This is a genomic window from Dyella kyungheensis (assembly GCF_049913195.1).
In the GTDB taxonomy this organism is placed as follows: domain Bacteria; phylum Pseudomonadota; class Gammaproteobacteria; order Xanthomonadales; family Rhodanobacteraceae; genus Dyella; species Dyella kyungheensis.
Map to the genome: position 1 here is coordinate 3,229,074 of NZ_CP183983.1, position 16,720 is coordinate 3,245,793.

Genomic DNA, 16,720 nt, shown 5'->3' on the forward strand with positions numbered 1-16,720 from the left:
TCTGTCGAGAGGCTACTCACACCATGTATCGTCCGGAAAAATCACGAAGCAACCTGACTTTTGTTGCGCTGCCGCGCACCGCGCGCTTGTGATTTTCTTGAACCCAGGCCCGCAACATGCACGACGATCCTTTTGACGATGCTGAAGAAATTCGATCGAACATCCCGTCAGCAGCTCCAAAAGACGGACAAGCCGTGATGCTTCGCACCACGCAATGGCTCGACCTGGGGCACGACGATCCGCGAATGCCGCCGGCTTTCGTGATTGCATTTTCCGTTGCGGCATTCACCACGTCCGCGTTCGAACAGCACGGCGTGCCGTTCCCTGCGACGCTTCAAAAAGCCGTTCCAAAACGACAGGCCGAGTTCCTCATGGGCCGGTTGGCCGCGCACCACGCCATCGAACACCTTGGCGTGGCTGCAGCAGCGCCGGGTATCGGCACCTCGAGGGAACCACTGTGGCAGACCGGTGTGACCGGCAGCATCACTCATACCAAGGACATGGCCGGCGCTATTGCCGTCGATTCATCGACCGTGCACGGCATTGGCATCGACATCGAGCACGTCGTCGACGCGGACGCTCGTCGTGCGCTGGAAGCATTGGCGATCACCGCGGAGGAGCGGGCGCTGCTGGAGGCGCGACGGGAGCATCTTTCCGTGGATGCCATTCTCACGATCGCCTTTTCGGCCAAGGAGAGCTTCTTCAAGGGCACCTTTGGTACCGTAGGCCGCTATTTTGATTTCAGCGCTGCGAGAGTGACGTCCCTGCACGTGAATTCCGGCCGCTTGACGCTAACGCTGGAAGAAGACCTCGCCCCTGCCCTGCCCAAAGGCCGCTCTTTCACGGTCTGCTTCAGGATGCTTACCCTGGACACCGTGGTGACAAGCTTCGTCTGGTGAAGAGAGCCTCGTTCGCGCTTCGCTTGTGAATCGAGCGCGCATGTCTGTTTCACGACGGTTGGATCCAGATCGATCCCTCAGAGGGGCCGCACTGGATCGGAAGCGGACATTACCCGATAGGCCTTAAGTCGGCCGGAAACGCGGATGCGGCGTCCCTCCCGATGGCTTCTTCTGTGTCGCCCTTGCTTGAGCTCCAAGCACGATTGAGATGCGCGTAGACATGGCCAAGATCTATTCGAAAAGTGTCCTGGTCATAGTCCGGAGTTTGGTCGATATCCTTCACTAGCTTGTCGAGATGCTCAAGGGCGTCAGTCAGCTCATACATAAAGTCGGACCATTCAAGCGGCCGAAGCTTTCGGTCAATCATCTGGCATCCCTTTGGCCAAATCTATTGATGTGAAAATATTTGCTACGGGTCGGAAGCGGACGCTACTTCAAATCACCGCGAAACCAGGACGTCGCTGCTATGAATTTTTCGGCGTCTTCTGGCGAAGCGAACGGGCCAACCAAATCACCAGAATGCCTGTTCTTGAATGTGGTTCCTTCAACCCATTCCTGCTCGTCGAGATATGCCTCACCACTGCGGAATTCCAGCACCGCCGCAGCTCGCTTTCCATCCACGCTGTAAAGCGTGGACGCGGTTCGGTACTCCTGTCCATGTAGCGAAGGCTTATCCATTTACTTCCTCACATTTCATGCTTATGACTGGGGGAATACAGGTGGCTAGCCGTTTTAGGAAGGTCCGCTCTGGGTCGGAAGCGGACACAAAACATTGATCCGACTCAGCCCGCGTGCGGATTAAATTCAACAATTTCGTACACCGTTGCACCAGTCAGCACGGCTCCGCAATCCACGCAGCGAGCACGTCCTGTCTTGGCGCCACACTTGGGGCAGTGCAGCTTGGTCGGCGGATTCTCGCCATCCGGGCCCAGGCCAGCTAGATCCATGGTCATTTGCTCGAACCGTTGACGCACGTTCTGGCTAAAGAGGGCACCGCTTGCAGCACAGCGAAGTTCTCCGTTTTCAGTCGGACTCAGCGGCGCACCGCAGTATGGGCAATACATATGGGTTCCGTCCTCTGCCTAAGGTTCACACTGCTGGCAATGTCCGCTTTGGATTGCGACTTCAGCCAGTCGTTGCAACACATTGCTGGAATCGTTCGGCCGGTGTATCGAAGTCCAACGTTTGCCGCGGTCGCTCATTGAGCTGCCGCGCAACCGCATCAAGCTTAGCTTGCGAGTAGCCCGACAGGTCAGTGCCTTTGGGAAAGTATTGGCGGAGCAGGCCGTTGGTATTCTCGTTCGAGCCGCGCTGCCACGGATGTTGCGGGTCGCAAAAGTAAACCTGGATATCGGTGGCCAGCGTGAAGCGTCGATGCTCTCCCATTTCTTTGCCGCGGTCCCAGGTCAACGACCGATAAAGCTCGCGAGGTAGCTTGTAGGCGTGCTTGATCAGTGCATCGATCACGGTCTTAGTGTCTTTGCTGGGCACCTTTACCAGCATGACGTAACGCGTGCGACGTTCAACGAGCGTGGCGATCTGGCTGTTGTGGCTACCCATTAGCAGATCGCCTTCCCAATGGCCGGGTACAGCCCGATCCTCGACCTCTGCCGGCCGCTCTCGGATGGAAACCATCTCCGTCAGCTGGCCGTGATTGGCCGTCTTCTGCGTGTGGTGGCGCGACCGCCGCATCGCGCGAGGGCGCCGCAGATGCGCCAATAGGTCCTTTTTCAAGGCGCCACGGGCCTGGATGAAGAGACTGCGATAGATGGTCTCGTGCGACACCCGACGCTCCTCGTGGCCCTTGGAATGTTTCTTCAGCCAACCGGCAATTTGCACCGGCGACCACCGTTGCTGCAACTTGGCGGCCACACGCTTGGCCAGCATGGGATGTCTGCGCAACTTGCAGAGCTTGGGGCGACAGGCACAGTGCCAGGCACGCGCGTCGGCGCGGTTGGCTCGATATCCCTCGGTCCCGCCGTTGCGCCGGACCTCGCGGCTAACGGTGGATGGCGCCCGGTGAAGCGCCTCAGCAATGGATCGCAGGGAACGTCCCAGCGCCACCGAACGGGATATCTCTTCCCGCTCGGCCAGGGTCAGGACGCGTGCGGAACGATGGCGGGACGGCGGCCTGATCCCTCCGGTTCGCGCCAAGACCTGACGTATCGAGGAATGGCGGGTGGTCAACCGTTGGGCGATCTGGTGCAGTGACTCACCGCGCTGCCATTGGTCCCAAATCAGCGTCCGATCAGAGTCCGTGAAATGCTTCCGGGGCATAGCCATGGGCAACACTCCTTACGCTTGCGCGTCTATAGTGTGTTGCGTTCACCGGCTGAAGTCGCAGTCGAAAGCGGACGTTTCGCAATCTCTAATGCGAGCTGCATCTGGATCATGGCAGCGTCACCTGCCGCCCTCTGGCGCTTTCCGTCCGTCGCCGGGCTCGTTCGCGCCATATACATACGTTCTAGTGATGCAAAGCTTCTCTACGCCTGCGTCATTTGATACCAGTGGCGCGAAAGGAGCTGCCATCCGAACCGTCTGGATGGTGGCCAAGTCTAAGCGAGGAATGCCTGAACTATGGACGATATCGACGGAAGCGAGATCCCCATTTTTGAGGATGCACGTCGTTGCCAATACGTTGCCGGAGAGGTGCCCTCTCAAAGCTTCGCTAGGGTAAGTCACTCTTCCCACCTTCTCTACGTGGCTGACCCAGCCCTGTACGTAGGATCCCCATGGACCGCCTGCGTTTGACGGGCCATCGATATAACGAGTATGCGTTCTCGGTACATGATCTTCCGGCGACATTCTCCATTTTGCTAGCTGGCTTGGTTTCTGGGCAGGATTCTCTGAGTCGTTCCCGCTGGCATCGGATGACTGAACACCACTGCGCCCAGCCGACAAACCGTCGGGCACCTGGCCGAGCGAAGTCATCGAAAGAGACAGAGCGAAGGCGATTGCCGTCATTCGAACAACCCGTCTGAATTGCGCAAATCGCGTGAAGCTAAGTTTTTTCATCAGCGCCCCAAGTTTCCCCGTTCTTACGGTGTTCGTCCGTATCCTCGCCATGAGCCGGAAGCGGACATCCACTGCGTCACCGATTCCCAATAAACTGCACAAAATTACAGGCGCAGTATCCGCATGAGCGCGTCCGTGGCCGCCTTCGTGCGAACGTCGTCTGGCGATCGATCGTACAGCCAGAAGAAGACCAGCGCGGTATAGAAGACATTGAGCAGGGCCGAGCTGATGAGGTCTGGGCGCTGGCTACCGGCCTTGCATGCGTACATGACCTTGGCCGTTCTTTGCATCCGTGTCAGGGCCTGGAAGGGGTGCAACGCGTCGTATTGCATCACGCGCCTCACGAAAGGCTTGAGTTCGGCATTTTGGGCCAAGCGCTCGGTGATGACGTCAGCGATGCGCTGGGCGGGCTCCGCTGAATAGGCCGCTTGCATGCTGGCATCGGAGACCTCACTGACGAACCAGATCATCTCCCTGGGTCCAGCAGGAAAGAATTCTTCCCATCTCGCTGCGTCGCCAAAGGCGTTGCGCGAAGCCTGCTCCAGGGCAACCCGGCTTACACCGCAAGCCGGAACCGCATCGACAAAGCACTTGGCGAGTCGAAGCTGACATGGATCCGAAGGCAAGACATCCCAGTCCATGTCAACGCTCTCCCAGCAATCTGACGCCGAAATGCACCGCTGTCCGCACAGCCTTCTGGGATATTGAACGGTCGGTCAGCCATACGAGTACAAACACGCTGTACATAATCGTGAGCGCCCAGACGCGAAGCCAACCAGGACCGCCAGTTCGGGGGTTACGAACGCTCAGGCACTGCCACATGGCGCGAGCCGTCCGGGCGGTCCTAGCCAGGGTGTCAAACGGGTGCATGGCGTCAGACTGTGCAAGACGTCCTACCGCACCCTTCAAGGGTTCGTTGTCGGCAAATCTTCCCAGGATGAGCCCTGAAAGCGTCGGTGAGCCAAGCACCCTGGCGCGAGCGACCATCACCGCATCAGCCTGCGCATTGAGCTGCCGCGCCACGCTGCGAATACCCATTGGCCATTGCGCACGCATACCGGCCAGCGAGATGCCGTTCGCGGTGCAAAAGCTTCGCAGGGTCGATCGCTTCCAGCCATGAGTCGCCGCAATGTGCGCGAATTCAATGATCAGCGCTGGGGAGCTTTCCAAGGGCAACGGTTCCAGACTTCTGGCTCCTTGTTGGTGAGGTCCGCTTTGGGTTGCGGATTCAGCCGGTCGTTGCAACACACTAAAGACTGCGCGAGCAGCGGGAGTGTTGCAAGATGTCACAACGACCTGCGATTCATTACACCGACACCCAGATTGGCCTGATGTGGGATCGCTGGCAACGAGGTGAATCACTTCACCAGATTGCCCAGCTTTTTGACCGGCATCACTCCTCCGTCCGCCGGATCCTGGCCGAGACCGGTGGCATCCGGCCTACCAGGCGCCACCGGTCGGATCGGGTGCTGACGCTGGGCGAGCGCGAGGAGATTTCCAGGGCGCTGATAGCCGGCCAATCGATTCGCTGCGTGGCGGCCCAGCTGGGCCGTGCACCGTCGACGATCAGCCGGGAGATCCAACGCAATGGCGGGTCGGACCGTTATCGAGCCAACTGCGCCGATCAATGTGCATGGGATCGGGCCCGACGCCCCAAGCCCTGCAAATTGGCCCGACACCGAGTCCTTGCGCGCTTAGTAGCCGCTAAGCTTCAACAGCAATGGGCGCCGGAGCAGATTGCCGGCTGGCTCAAACGAACCTATCCGGGGAACGAGGCGCTTCAGGTGTCTCACGAAACGATCTATCGCAGCCTCTTCATTCAGACGCGCGGAGCCCTTAAAAAGGAGCTCTTGGCGCAGCTTCGACGCACGCGAGCCATGCGTCGCTCACGGCATCACACTCAGAAGGGCGATGATCATGCGCAGATCACCGGCGCCATCTCGATCCGCGAACGTCCTGCCGATGTCGAGGATCGAGCCGTACCCGGCCATTGGGAGGGCGATCTATTGTTTGGCGGCAGAAATAGCCAGATCGCCACGCTGGTGGAACGATGGTCGCGCTATGTCGTGCTGGTGAAGCTGGACAGTAGGGACAGCGAGACAGTGGTCAATGCATTGATCAAGCAAGCGGACAAGCTGCCGCGCGAGTTGTATCGATCGCTGACCTGGGATCGCGGGTCCGAGATGGCTCAACATCATCGCTTTACACTGGCGACAGACATCAAGGTCTACTTCTGCGATCCGTACAACCCTTGGCAACGGGGATCAAACGAGAACACCAACGGACTTCTGAGGCAGTATTTTCCCAAGGGAATGGATCTATCCGGGTTCACACAGGCGCAGCTCGACGCTGTGGCAAGGCGCTTGAACGGACGGCCAAGGAAAACACTAAACTACGAAACGCCAGCGGAGCGTTTTCATCAAACTGTTGCAATGACTGGCTGAATCCGCAATCGGAAGCGGACCTCATTTCGCAAGCGCGCAAGTTGCGCTGTCGACCTTAGACGAATCCCTAAAGTGAAGTGAAAGTTCCGGGAATCCGCCACCCTTGGTCCTTGGTTTTGGACTACCTATGAAGTACGTCCACCGACGCATCGGACTCGACTTGTCCCGCCACCTCTCCCTTTCTTCGAAGTCAGGATCACCCCAAATGGATCGGATTCGCGCGGATGACAGCCCCACAAGCTGACCGAGATCCCTGGGGCACTCAAAATGCGTCTCTGTTCCGCCGGGGAGCGTCCTGACGTACTTGAGCTTGGCGCATACGTCGACAAGCAGGTCCGATGAGCTCTTTCCATCGAATGCCGCGCACTCGGTTGTCTCGCTTGGCGCGGCATGCGGGAGATGGTTCCTGTTTCGCCCATATGTGATGACGAGATAGGCGGCACCCACAAGTGCAGGCAGAGCAAACACAATCCATGCGGTTCGGTTCACAAGCATCCCCGGAATGGCATCCCATGAAACCTCCGTTCCGAGCCGGAAGCGGACGCAACCAGATCGGACTCTTCAGCCTGCCTTTTCACTTTCGCCATCTTGCATGAGGCGGGAGGGCCAGCCGATGCGGACGAGAAGCCCATCTGGACCGGCTATCCCGACTTCATAGAGACCCCACTCGCGGTGCCGCAGGACGCCTCCAGGGCGAATAATGCGGTCATCCACGCGTGCGGCGATAGCGTCCACGTCCGGCGTACGGATGAAGACGCCGAAGGGGTTGTGCTCTTCCGGGACGGCCCAGGGGCCAGTTCCTGCCTGGGTCAGGTGCACCTCGCAGCCCCAGCCGGTCATGATGAAGTAGTTGGCGTCACCGCCCGTGCGGGCAAAGCCTAAGCGCTCCCAGAAGGGAAGCGCGGCGTGCAGATCATTGCTGGGAACGATGGCGAATGCACCGACGGTAGAAGGAATGGTCATACATCTACTCCGGACAGGGGGGCTCTCGCGGGGTGCACTGGTGCCTGGTCTTGCCGCCCCTGTTAGAGGCATATCTTCCATACGTAGAAACCGCAATCCATGCCTTCGCGCCCTGGCCTGTCGTTGACCAGGATGACTGCGCGGCGGTGGTGCGCGTCGACGCACCCGCCATCCGCTACGAGGCCGCGCGCACGCCGCCATCGACGACCGGCTATGGCTGCGCATTCTAGCGTTCGAAGAGCTTCCAGTGCCCCTCGGAGACGACCTCGACGACGCCGTCCACGACCTTGATCGCCGTCTCGTCATCGACCGCGTAGCCCGGCACGGGCAGGCGTGCGGCCCACTTCACGGCGTCGGCCATGGTGTTCTCCGGACACATGGCGTTGTCCAGATGCGGAAAGATCGAGAAACCGACCATGCCCAATGCGCTGTCGCCGCCAGCGGCCGGCTTCCAGCCGACGAACCTCTCGCCGACGCAGGGAGCCATCACCATACTGCCGGCGCTCAGCCCCACGTAAACCGTCTCGGTGAGCGACGGAAACAGATCCGCCAAGCCGGATTCACGCATCCAGTGATGCAAGTACAGAGTGTCGCCGCCGCACACCAACAGTGCATCCGTCTCCCGGACCAAGGGGACCCAATTCCTTTCGTCAATGCTGGGCAGCGCAGTCAGCTCAAGCATCCCAACAGACTTCCATCCTAGCTCGACCAGGGGCGTGGGTGTCTGCCCGGCTATTTGCCGCCACGTCATGACCGCAGTGTCGGGCAGCATGCCGTACATCGCGGTGGGAATGCACAGGGCGGTGGACTCGGCGATGGGTTTGCCCAACATGTCGACGAGGGCATCGCGGATGCTCTGATTGCTGACGCCGCCTGACGTGAGGAGAAGTTTCATCGTGCCGTCCTTGTCTATCGAGAGCCGGGATCGAGCACGGTGAGGTGTGCAAGCGTTCGAACATCGGATGCGGCGAACACGAAACCATCGATATGGGTCACGGCTGTCTCCTTGGCGGAAAAGGTGGCCGGCGCGGCCGCCTTCATGTGCGCGACGAAGGAGCACTAGCAGAATCGACACTGAGCCCGATCCAGGCCCCATCTGGGGAAGGGTCGCCTGGGTCCGGGGTCGAAAACGGACGCAGGTGCCCGGAGACGATCGCAGTCGCATGGTATTTGGGACGTTATCGGTATCTCGGGGGGCGGACTGTTCCCTTGCCTCGCGCGACTACTTATCGTCATCGGCAAGAAGAAAAAACAGTCCTAACCTCCTGCACCGAGGTACCTGCCCCACTCAATGGCGTCTGGTCGTCGCGGCCCATGCAAACGGCATCTCGCTACCTCGTTGGTATCGAGAGTCACTCAATGCAGGGCGCCGAGTGGACCGTTACCTGCGCTCCATGTTCGATTTCCAAAGAACCCATTGAGCAATATTTTCCCAGCCATCTACCGCGACAACTCACAAATCCAGTTCACTTCCCAATGTTTTCCGCCATCCGGGGAGAACGATTGCTCCATGCGTGCCGATTTCGGCGAAATGTTCAACCACATGTAGCGCACCAGGATCACGCGCCCTTTCCAGGGCTGCTGGTTGTAGAACTCGCCGCGGTCGCCGTGGAATTCGCCCACCACGGGCACGGGAAAGTCGAGTTCGCCTTTGTCCAGGTCAAGGCCGTAGATGCTCCACTGATGCGTCTGCGGGTTGTACATCCTCAAGGTTTGCGCCTTGATGTGCAGTTTCTTGTCCGGACTGGTCACCTCGAACTGTTCGAGATTGGCATTGGTATCGAATACCTTGTGGTGATTCGAAATGCCGTCGTAGACGTCCCATTTATCGGAGTTGTTCAGGCGGTCGGGCAAGCGGCGGACATGGGCCTTCCAATCGCCGATAAGGAAATCGAAATCGTGTGATCCATCACGTTGCGGAGCGGCGAATACCGCCGTCGGATTCGCGGGTTCGTCAGCTGCCTCCTTGGCGACTATTGAACCCGTGAAAGCGGTCATTCCAACGATGCATGCAGCAGCGAACTTCAGCGGGATCGATTTGGTGCGGAACATGCTGACCTCCGATCGAGTTCATGCAGTGACGCGGTGAAACCCTATGCTACCTACGGAGCGATATGAGCCTGCGTGAAGATCACTTGCCAGCGGCCGTCGCGCTTGGCCCATACATCGACAAAGCGGGCGCGCATCGTGAAAGGCTTGCCGCGATCCGATCCCTTGGCATCGACCATGCCGCCGAGCACGGCACCGTTCGGCCACACTTTGCTCACTTGCTGGGTGATGGCGACATAGGTGGTCTTGCTCCCTGGCGCCGTCGAGTCGGCGATGAACTCCGCTTTAGTCTGATTGCGGCCGTTGCTGCCCGCCAGGGTGTAATCGTCGGCCAGTAGCCGTTCGAGTTCGGCACGATCGGATTTGAACTGCGCCAGATCATAGGCAGTCGCTGCGGCAGCGAGGTCCTGGGGCAGGCCCCGGTAGTCGCCCACTTCCTGTCCCGCGTGAGCCTGCGTCGCGATCGACGCCGCCAGAATGATCCAACTCCAGTGCGATAACCGCATGGCTCTCTCTCCTTGGCCGTTGTATTCGCGCCAAGGTAGTGGAGAACGTCGGCGGCGCAATGACCTGTAAGGCTGAAAATCGGCCCGTATTGGTCATATCCGCCGCCGAGCCGCTACTGAGTTCGCGGCTCGGCGCAGATGGCGGCGGGACGGCAGGCCGTGCACGCCGCACCGCCTCCCCTTGCTTGATTTACGCCGTCAGCAAGATCGCCACGCATGCCAACGCATTGTTGGCTGCATGCAATGCCACGGAGGCGGCCAGTCCACCCGTACGCTTCACCAGCCACCCGCCCATCAGCCCCAGCGCGAAATAGAAGGCGAAGTGAGTCATGTCGAAGTGCAGGAGCGCGAAAAGGAGCGCCTGCCAGAGATTGGCCCAGCCAAAGGCGATGTGGCGGCTAAGACCACCCAGGATGAAACCGCGAAAGACCAGCTCTTCGTAAACGGGCACCAGCACCGCAACGATAAGCAAAGCCAGCCCAACGCCGCCGACGTGGGTCGCCGCCGAGGCAAGCGCGGACACCGACCGGTCATGCGGTGTGCTGTTGAACACCCCCGCGGCGTGCGGCGCATGCGCTGCCGCCATCAGCAGAAATCCCTTGAACAAGGTCCAGGAGATCACCGTGATGAGCGCCGCGTCCATGCCTCGCTCGCCCAGCCATCGCCGCCATGAAAGATGCCGCAGTGCGGGGAGCAGGCACAGCGCACCCATGAACAGCATCGCCAATTGCGAGAGGATCACCGCTCGTTCTTCGGATGACGTCATCGGGCGATGCGCCACCAAGGCCTGCACGCTGCCTGCAGGGCTCAGCAAGGGGGCCATGATCGATATGACCAGAAAAGTGGCCAGGCCGATCCACATGTGTCGCAAACCCAGCGGTTCGAACAGAGGCTGCGCCGGCTTTTGCTCGCGCGCCCTCACCGTTCCGCGATAGTGCGCGGGAAACGCAACCAGGCCAGGCAAGCAGAGCAACGCCGCCAACAGGGCCAACATCGATAGCGCCAAGGGCGCCAGTGATGGCGTGAACAGCTCGCCGGGTGCACGCGCAAGCACGGATCCATACGCAAACAGCAGCGGCCCCGTGATGCCTGTCTTGCCGAACCAGTCGCGAAGCGCCGCCGATGCAGCCTTTGGATCGCCCTGGCCTACCGAGATGTTCACGCGCAGCTGGTATTGCTCCACGCTCTGGAAACTTGGCTGCGTCTTCATCATGGCCAGCATCTTCGCCGCGTCCGCGTACCTGCCCGCCCGCTGATAGATGCGGGCCGAAAGCCATGGATCGACGGGTGTCTTGCTGTCCTGGACGCGCTGCAGTTCAGTCAGTGCGGCAGATGCACTGAGATTGTCGGCCGCAAAGCGGAGCCGTTGCCCGCCCATCCATGCGGGAGACGGCGCGGGCGCCTTGGCCAGCATGGACTCCGCCAGCAGGCGTCGGCCGTCGTCACAAAGAAAGCGAAGCGCGGGAATAAGCTGGTTGCTGCCGGGATCCAGTTGGACGGCCGCCAAGGCCTCCTGCCCGGCCAGGCGAGTGTCCTTGGTGGCGAGATACGCGCGAGCAAAGACCGCATGCAATCGCGAACGCTGTTGGGTCGTCCAGTTGCCGCTGAGCGGCAGCAGCGTGCGCGCATAGGCAAGCGCGGCCTTTCCGTAGCGATGCTCGGCGGTGAAGAGACTCGCTTCGGCATCGCCATGGAAGCGTGTATCGAGATCGTTCAGGCAGCCCTGGAGATCTGCCTGCGCAGCCTCGCCCCAGGTCGGCCCCTCATCGTCATCGAGGGCAAAGCCTTCCGTGAAACGACACCGCGCCAGAACCAGCGATACGTCGCCAGGAAGAGCTGTTTCCTCTTTGGCGTATGCGGATAGCACCTGCTTGTACGCATCCTGCTGCCGCTCCGACACCAGCGCGATCGCGTGTGCCGGTGTACGCAAGTCTTCGACGGCGACGGGCATAGCGTCCGCCCGGCATCTCGCGCTGGCTGCCATGCAGAGCGCCGCGACCAGAACATGCCCAAAGCCCACAACCCTTCGCCAGGCGTCAGCCCCTGTTGCCTTTGCCGCCAGGCCACGGATATCCGCGGCCATCGTTGCCGCATTGTCCCTGCGATTCACAGCGCCTCCTTGGATGCCGCACGCAGCGCTCCCCCGAGCGCACGATCGATGCGACAAAGCCAAGCGTAACGTACTGGCATGAGCTTCGACCAGTTGGCGCAAGCGCTATCGAAATCGGCCTACATCAGGCCGGAAACAGATGTTCGTCACTCCGAAGCCGGCAGCCCTAGTTTCCCTCGATTGATCCTGTCTACACCCCAGGAAAGAGTGACAAGGACAACCCCGCCAAGCGAGAGTGCTGCCCAAATTGTGGCGTGCTGATCATCAAGCTTCAGCAGGAATGTAGATACCGCCAGAATTGACGAGACGTAGAGTCGGTGTTCTTGAAGCAGGTTTCTATGGATGGGCTTTATCTCGAAAGCTCCATGGCTGTCTCGAACGACTTTGCGCAAGCGAAAAACCTTCCAAATACCATGGGCCAGCTGAGTGAGAAGGACGACATACAGAACCGGCAGGCAACGCGTCGACGTGGACATGGCGATCAAGGCGATAAGCAGACATACCCAGGTGATTCGAAGCGACGCCAGAGTGGTGCCGGCTTCCGGAATCGCGTACCCCATGTATCGAGACTTGGCGAGGTCCGCAGCCGATGGACATACAAACCTAAACGCGGATTGCTTGCCTTGAATCGCTGTGATCATGAAGTTTCCTGGAGGCGTGTCAGCATGACTCGTCTGAATCGAGGCTGTTTGCCGCCGTTTCTCTCTCTGCGTCGAAAGGCTGACCTTGCCAGATCGCCGATTCATCGGGTCGAAGAACTTGCACCAAGTGACTCCAGGGTATGAAGCAAAGCGGCGACTCGATTGGGATCGATGGATATGCCCGACATGGATCGAAAGCGGGCATGACGCCATTCCCTTACAGCCTTGGCGGAAGAGTATTCGCGTCTCCAATAGTCTTCAATTCGGAGTCGCCCAAACCCATTCTGCGAAGCACCGACAGGATGAAATCCGTTTTTCCCGCGATATAGCTGTCGATATCTTCCGGGAAGCGCGCGGCGAGTAGCTGCTTGATCCGACTGTACTGCAGGACAGAGGCGGGTTCGCTGCGCAGGAAATCTCGAAGGGCCAAGTGGTTCGCGAGTGCGGTGCTGCCCTGCAGGCAGACGTAGAGATGGTGGGCGGGTAACTCTGGCGGAGACTTGAATGCCTCCCGATCCTCGATCCCAAGATTGCCGCGATGGCCGTAGCCCAGGGTCGCCAATCGCTGGATGGCTTCCGGCATTCTGTCCGCTGAGGCCACAACCACATCCATATCAATGATGGGCTTGGCGGCAAGTCCCGGGACCGCCGTACTGCCGACGTGCTCCACGGCGACGGCAATGTCGCGGACCGCCGCCCATACGGGCGCTCGCAAGGCTTCGAACGTCGCGGGCCATGAAAGATCGTAATCCACGACCACGACGCTACGTTGATTCTCGATCATGCCACCCGAACTCCGCGTTGGTGCCTGCCTTGGGCATGAGATGCCGCCCCCTAAAGGTGCCCGATCGCCCGTGTGCAGATCGTGCCCTGCTTGGCGCGCAAGACAAGGCCCGGAAGCCATCAGCTCCCCCTGCCCGCCATCCCGAATGGTTCGAAGGATGCTCCATGTAAATTTTCCGGACGACCTGTCGAATTCTTCCGTCGCCGTTCGACGTGATAGTAAGAACCAACGGCGGCCGGGAGCCAAACCAGCGATCTTCGCCGTCCGGAGTGGCAAATTGCTGAGATCAATCCAGGCCGACCCTCGGTCGAACTTGCCCAAGGAGAGAGCAATGAGAAAGTTGATCCTGACCATGTCCATGACGCTCGACGGCTTCGTCAGCGACCCCAAAGGCGACGTCCAATGGATATTCAGCGGCGACCAGGAAGCGATCGCCTGGAAGGTGGAGATGCTGGGGGGCGCCCGCCTGATCATCATGGGCAGCCGCTCGTTCCGGGACATGTCCCCTTTTTGGCCAACATCGAGCTCGGTCTTCGCGCCGCCAATGAACCAGATCCCCAAGGCCGTCTTTTCCAGGCAAGGGCCGGCGGTACTTGAACCCGCCATCGCTGCGATCAAGAACGCCAAGTCCGGAGAGCTTCAACCCGGCGCCGAGAGCTGGTCGACGGCCCACCTCTGCACGGGCAACCTGGCCGACGAAATCGCCAGGTTGAAGGCCCAGGACGGCAAACCCATCATCGCTTTGGGAGGCGCCGCTTTCGCACGCAGCCTGATCGCTCAAAACCTGGTCGACGAATACGCCCTGATGATCCATCCCATTGCCTTGGGGAAAGGCGTACCGATCTTCTCCGACCTGCCCGAACCGAGGCCACTCGAACTGGTCAGCTCCAAGGCGTTTCCGCTGGGCTCGGTGGCGCAGATTTATCGGCCGGCTTGATCGAGGGCGACGCCCCTCCCAGTCCGTGCGCTATGGGTCACGTATTCAGCCGGCCGTTGCAACGCACTAAAGGTTCCGCGAGCAGCAGGCGTGTTGTAACGACCGGCTGAATACGCAGTCAAAGGCGGACACTGCAGACGCATCGCTTCGTGAGGTGGAGTCAGTCCCTGCCGGGCGCATGGAACCCGTGGAACACCCACCGCAGAGCCAGGAAAAGTACAGCCGGCGCCAAGACTCCAGTGAGAAAAATTGCGGTCAATTCCGCAGCTGCATAGTCGGCATGGAAGATAGAAACAGCGCGAGCAACGATGAATACCATCCAAGAGGCCCAGAGGACCAGGTATGACCGGGTAAGTCCCCGCTTCCAGTTCAAGCTCAACGTCCTTCCTCCCTGTAACGATTTTTCCTGCGACCTTGCGGCTAATACCGCTCTGGCACAAAAACTAGCGTGGCCGAACCGGTCAGGCAATGGTGTGCTGCCATGCCCTCCTCGGGGTGGCCGTATGGGCGATCCTCGAAAAAGGAGCTCCGGCTCGATGCCTGCCGGGCGGGCGCTTCGCAGCGAGCCGACATAGTCCAGCCGAGGCTACTGTCGAAGCCCGGGGCAGCAGCTTTCCGCCCCGGGCTCCTCGTACTGTTCGCGCTCAGTGGATAGCGGTATAGCTGGCCGGAATCCAGGTATAGCTGTTCTTGCCGGAAGCGCTGACGTGGCCCACGCCGGGGAACGACAGATGGGCGCCGGCGATCCAGTAACCCTGCTTGGCAGCATCGGCCAACAGTGCCAGGCGGGCTGCTTCGGCCGACTTGCTGTCGGCATCGAAATGAATGGTGATCGTGGGATGAGCAAATTGCACCGCGCCCACGTGGATCACGTCACCCCAGGCCAGCAGCTTCTGACCTTCGCTTTCGATCATGTAGCCAGCGTGTCCGGGGGTGTGACCGGGTAGAAGCACGGGCTTGATGCCGGGCACCAACTCCGCGGTGCCGTCGAACGGCTTGTATCTGCCGGAGTCCACATAGGGCTTTAGCGCAGCCTGGGCGCCCTGGAAGAAGCCCTTTTCATCCTTTCCGGCCTTGTCCAGGTTGGCCTGGCTCAACCAGAAGTCGCCTTCGCGTTGGTCAGCGCGCACGATGGCGTTGGGAAACACGGCCTTGCCGTTGGCCACAAGGCCGCCAATGTGATCCGGATGCATGTGCGTGATGTAGATCTCGTCCACCTGCTCAGGGGTGTAGCCGGAAGCCTTCAGCGCATCGATCATCTTGCCCAGGTTGGGACCGAACAGGGCGCCTGCTCCGGTATCGATCAGCACGAGCTTGTCGCCGGTGTTGATCACGAACGCATTGAAGTTCATCTCGTAAGGCATGCTGATGTAGTTCGCCGCAAGCGCCTTCTTCACCTGCTCGGGCGTGGTCTGCGTCAGCAGTTGGTCGACCGGCAGCGCCGTCGTGCCATCGGAGAGCGCGGTGACTTCGAACTTGCCAAGCATGAATCGGTAATACGCAGCACCCGACTTCTTGATCTGCGGTGCCGACGCATGGGCCTGCTGCACCGGCGCTGCCACAGCAGCCAAACCGAGGATCACGGCCATTGCAAGGCCGGCACGCATCAACACACCCGAGGATTTCATTATCGATGACCTTATTTTTTGCAGTAAGACAACGGGGTACCTCGCGGCGTTGCACCGTCGAGGCATGGAGGGAAGCGAGATTTCACATTCTGGACTAAATGGTCCACAATGGAGCTACGCACTGTCAAGGTGAGGACGTCATGTCGAAAACTGTGTCCCGCGCCGGCCGACCTCGATCGTTCGATCAACAGGTGGCTCTGGGCGATGCCCTGGACGTGTTCTGGCGCAAAGGCTACGAAGCCACGTCGCTGGATGACCTCACCGAAGCGACCCAACTCAGCCGCTCGAGCTTCTACGCCGCATTTGGCTCGAAGCGTGAGCTTCTCCTGCATGCCTATCGGCGCTATGCCGATGCGTTCCATGCCGATATGAAGGCACTGGCCGAAGAGCACGACGATGCAAACACCGCCCTAAGGGCCGTGGTCAAGGCCATGGTGGACGCCCGGCCCGACAACCGCGGCTGCTTTTGTGTGAATGCCATCGTGGAGCTGGCCCCCTGCGACCCGGAGCTGGCTGAACTCGGACGTGCGCACATCCAGCGCATGTGCGCGCTGCTCGAAGAACTCATCACACGACGTGGTACCCGGCGGCCCTTGGCGCGATCCCTGGCGGCCACACTCATGACATTGACCATGGGCAGCGCCGTCTTTCGCAAAGCCAGCGTCGCCGAAGACACACTTAAATCCGTGCAAAAGCAGGCCCTCGGCTTGCTCGACCTTGGCTAAGCCGTAGCGACGGAAGATC

General features: G+C 60.1%; 18 protein-coding genes. 4 read left to right on the forward strand and 14 right to left on the reverse strand.

Annotation, left to right across the window (positions count from 1 at the left end; all coding sequences use genetic code 11):
• The first annotated feature begins 116 nt into the window (after nt 1-116).
• Nucleotides 117-899 (forward strand): 4'-phosphopantetheinyl transferase family protein, encoded by a 783-nt coding sequence (locus ACN9MB_RS14510; protein ID WP_426269377.1) that lies wholly within the window; start codon nt 117-119, stop codon nt 897-899.
• A 109-nt stretch (nt 900-1,008) separates the two neighbouring features.
• Here the strand turns inward: ACN9MB_RS14510 and ACN9MB_RS14515 are convergent, their stop codons facing one another.
• From ACN9MB_RS14515 to ACN9MB_RS14540, 6 genes are all read right to left on the reverse strand, one after another.
• Nucleotides 1,009-1,266 (reverse strand): hypothetical protein, encoded by a 258-nt coding sequence (locus ACN9MB_RS14515; protein WP_426269378.1) that lies wholly within the window; start codon nt 1,264-1,266, stop codon nt 1,009-1,011.
• A gap of 62 nt (nt 1,267-1,328) precedes the next feature.
• On the reverse strand, nt 1,329-1,577 hold the full coding sequence (locus ACN9MB_RS14520; RefSeq protein ID WP_426269379.1) for a hypothetical protein: 249 nt from the start codon (nt 1,575-1,577) through the stop codon (nt 1,329-1,331).
• Between the two features lie 447 nt (nt 1,578-2,024).
• Entirely contained in the window at nt 2,025-3,176 is a 1,152-nt protein-coding gene (locus tag ACN9MB_RS14525; protein WP_426271923.1) for an IS30 family transposase, read from the reverse strand.
• Nucleotides 3,177-3,299: 123 nt separating this feature from the next.
• Nucleotides 3,300-3,965, reverse strand: coding sequence for a TonB family protein (locus tag ACN9MB_RS14530; RefSeq protein ID WP_426271924.1), 666 nt, complete (start codon nt 3,963-3,965; stop codon nt 3,300-3,302).
• 53 nt (nt 3,966-4,018) lie between these two features.
• Nucleotides 4,019-4,555 carry a hypothetical protein gene (locus ACN9MB_RS14535; protein ID WP_426269380.1) on the reverse strand — a complete coding sequence of 179 codons (537 nt, stop codon included), beginning with the start codon at nt 4,553-4,555 and terminating at the stop codon, nt 4,019-4,021.
• 1 nt (nt 4,556) lies between these two features.
• Nucleotides 4,557-5,084: a hypothetical protein gene (locus ACN9MB_RS14540; protein WP_426269381.1), complete on the reverse strand. Its 528-nt coding sequence runs from the start codon at nt 5,082-5,084 to the stop codon at nt 4,557-4,559.
• Nucleotides 5,085-5,197: 113 nt separating this feature from the next.
• Between ACN9MB_RS14540 and ACN9MB_RS14545 the strand changes: the two genes are divergently transcribed.
• Nucleotides 5,198-6,358, forward strand: coding sequence for an IS30 family transposase (locus ACN9MB_RS14545; RefSeq protein WP_426269382.1), 1,161 nt, complete (start codon nt 5,198-5,200; stop codon nt 6,356-6,358).
• A 561-nt stretch (nt 6,359-6,919) separates the two neighbouring features.
• Here ACN9MB_RS14545 and ACN9MB_RS14550 read toward each other — a convergent pair.
• The 7 genes from ACN9MB_RS14550 to ACN9MB_RS14580 form a co-directional block, all read right to left on the reverse strand.
• Entirely contained in the window at nt 6,920-7,321 is a 402-nt protein-coding gene (locus ACN9MB_RS14550; protein WP_426269383.1) for a VOC family protein, read from the reverse strand.
• A gap of 226 nt (nt 7,322-7,547) precedes the next feature.
• Nucleotides 7,548-8,216 (reverse strand): Type 1 glutamine amidotransferase-like domain-containing protein, encoded by a 669-nt coding sequence (locus tag ACN9MB_RS14555; RefSeq protein ID WP_426269384.1) that lies wholly within the window; start codon nt 8,214-8,216, stop codon nt 7,548-7,550.
• A gap of 545 nt (nt 8,217-8,761) precedes the next feature.
• A complete protein-coding gene (locus ACN9MB_RS14560) occupies nt 8,762-9,373 on the reverse strand; it encodes a hypothetical protein (RefSeq protein ID WP_426269385.1) in 612 nt (203 codons plus the stop codon).
• A gap of 50 nt (nt 9,374-9,423) precedes the next feature.
• A complete protein-coding gene (locus ACN9MB_RS14565) occupies nt 9,424-9,876 on the reverse strand; it encodes a nuclear transport factor 2 family protein (protein WP_204634403.1) in 453 nt (150 codons plus the stop codon).
• Nucleotides 9,877-10,066: 190 nt separating this feature from the next.
• Nucleotides 10,067-11,959, reverse strand: a complete 1,893-nt coding sequence (locus ACN9MB_RS14570) for a CPBP family glutamic-type intramembrane protease (protein ID WP_426269386.1) — start codon at nt 11,957-11,959, stop codon at nt 10,067-10,069.
• Nucleotides 11,960-12,132: 173 nt separating this feature from the next.
• Entirely contained in the window at nt 12,133-12,627 is a 495-nt protein-coding gene (locus ACN9MB_RS14575) for a hypothetical protein (RefSeq protein WP_426269387.1), read from the reverse strand.
• A gap of 217 nt (nt 12,628-12,844) precedes the next feature.
• Nucleotides 12,845-13,411, reverse strand: a complete 567-nt coding sequence (locus tag ACN9MB_RS14580; protein ID WP_204634400.1) for a GrpB family protein — start codon at nt 13,409-13,411, stop codon at nt 12,845-12,847.
• Nucleotides 13,412-13,742: 331 nt separating this feature from the next.
• Between ACN9MB_RS14580 and ACN9MB_RS14585 the strand changes: the two genes are divergently transcribed.
• Nucleotides 13,743-14,348 carry a dihydrofolate reductase family protein gene (locus ACN9MB_RS14585; RefSeq protein ID WP_426269388.1) on the forward strand — a complete coding sequence of 202 codons (606 nt, stop codon included), beginning with the start codon at nt 13,743-13,745 and terminating at the stop codon, nt 14,346-14,348.
• Between the two features lie 644 nt (nt 14,349-14,992).
• Here the strand turns inward: ACN9MB_RS14585 and ACN9MB_RS14590 are convergent.
• On the reverse strand, nt 14,993-15,976 hold the full coding sequence (locus ACN9MB_RS14590; RefSeq protein ID WP_426269389.1) for an MBL fold metallo-hydrolase: 984 nt from the start codon (nt 15,974-15,976) through the stop codon (nt 14,993-14,995).
• Nucleotides 15,977-16,116: 140 nt separating this feature from the next.
• Between ACN9MB_RS14590 and ACN9MB_RS14595 the strand changes: the two genes are divergently transcribed.
• Nucleotides 16,117-16,701 (forward strand): TetR/AcrR family transcriptional regulator, encoded by a 585-nt coding sequence (locus tag ACN9MB_RS14595; RefSeq protein ID WP_426269390.1) that lies wholly within the window; start codon nt 16,117-16,119, stop codon nt 16,699-16,701.
• Nucleotides 16,702-16,720 lie beyond the last annotated feature (19 nt).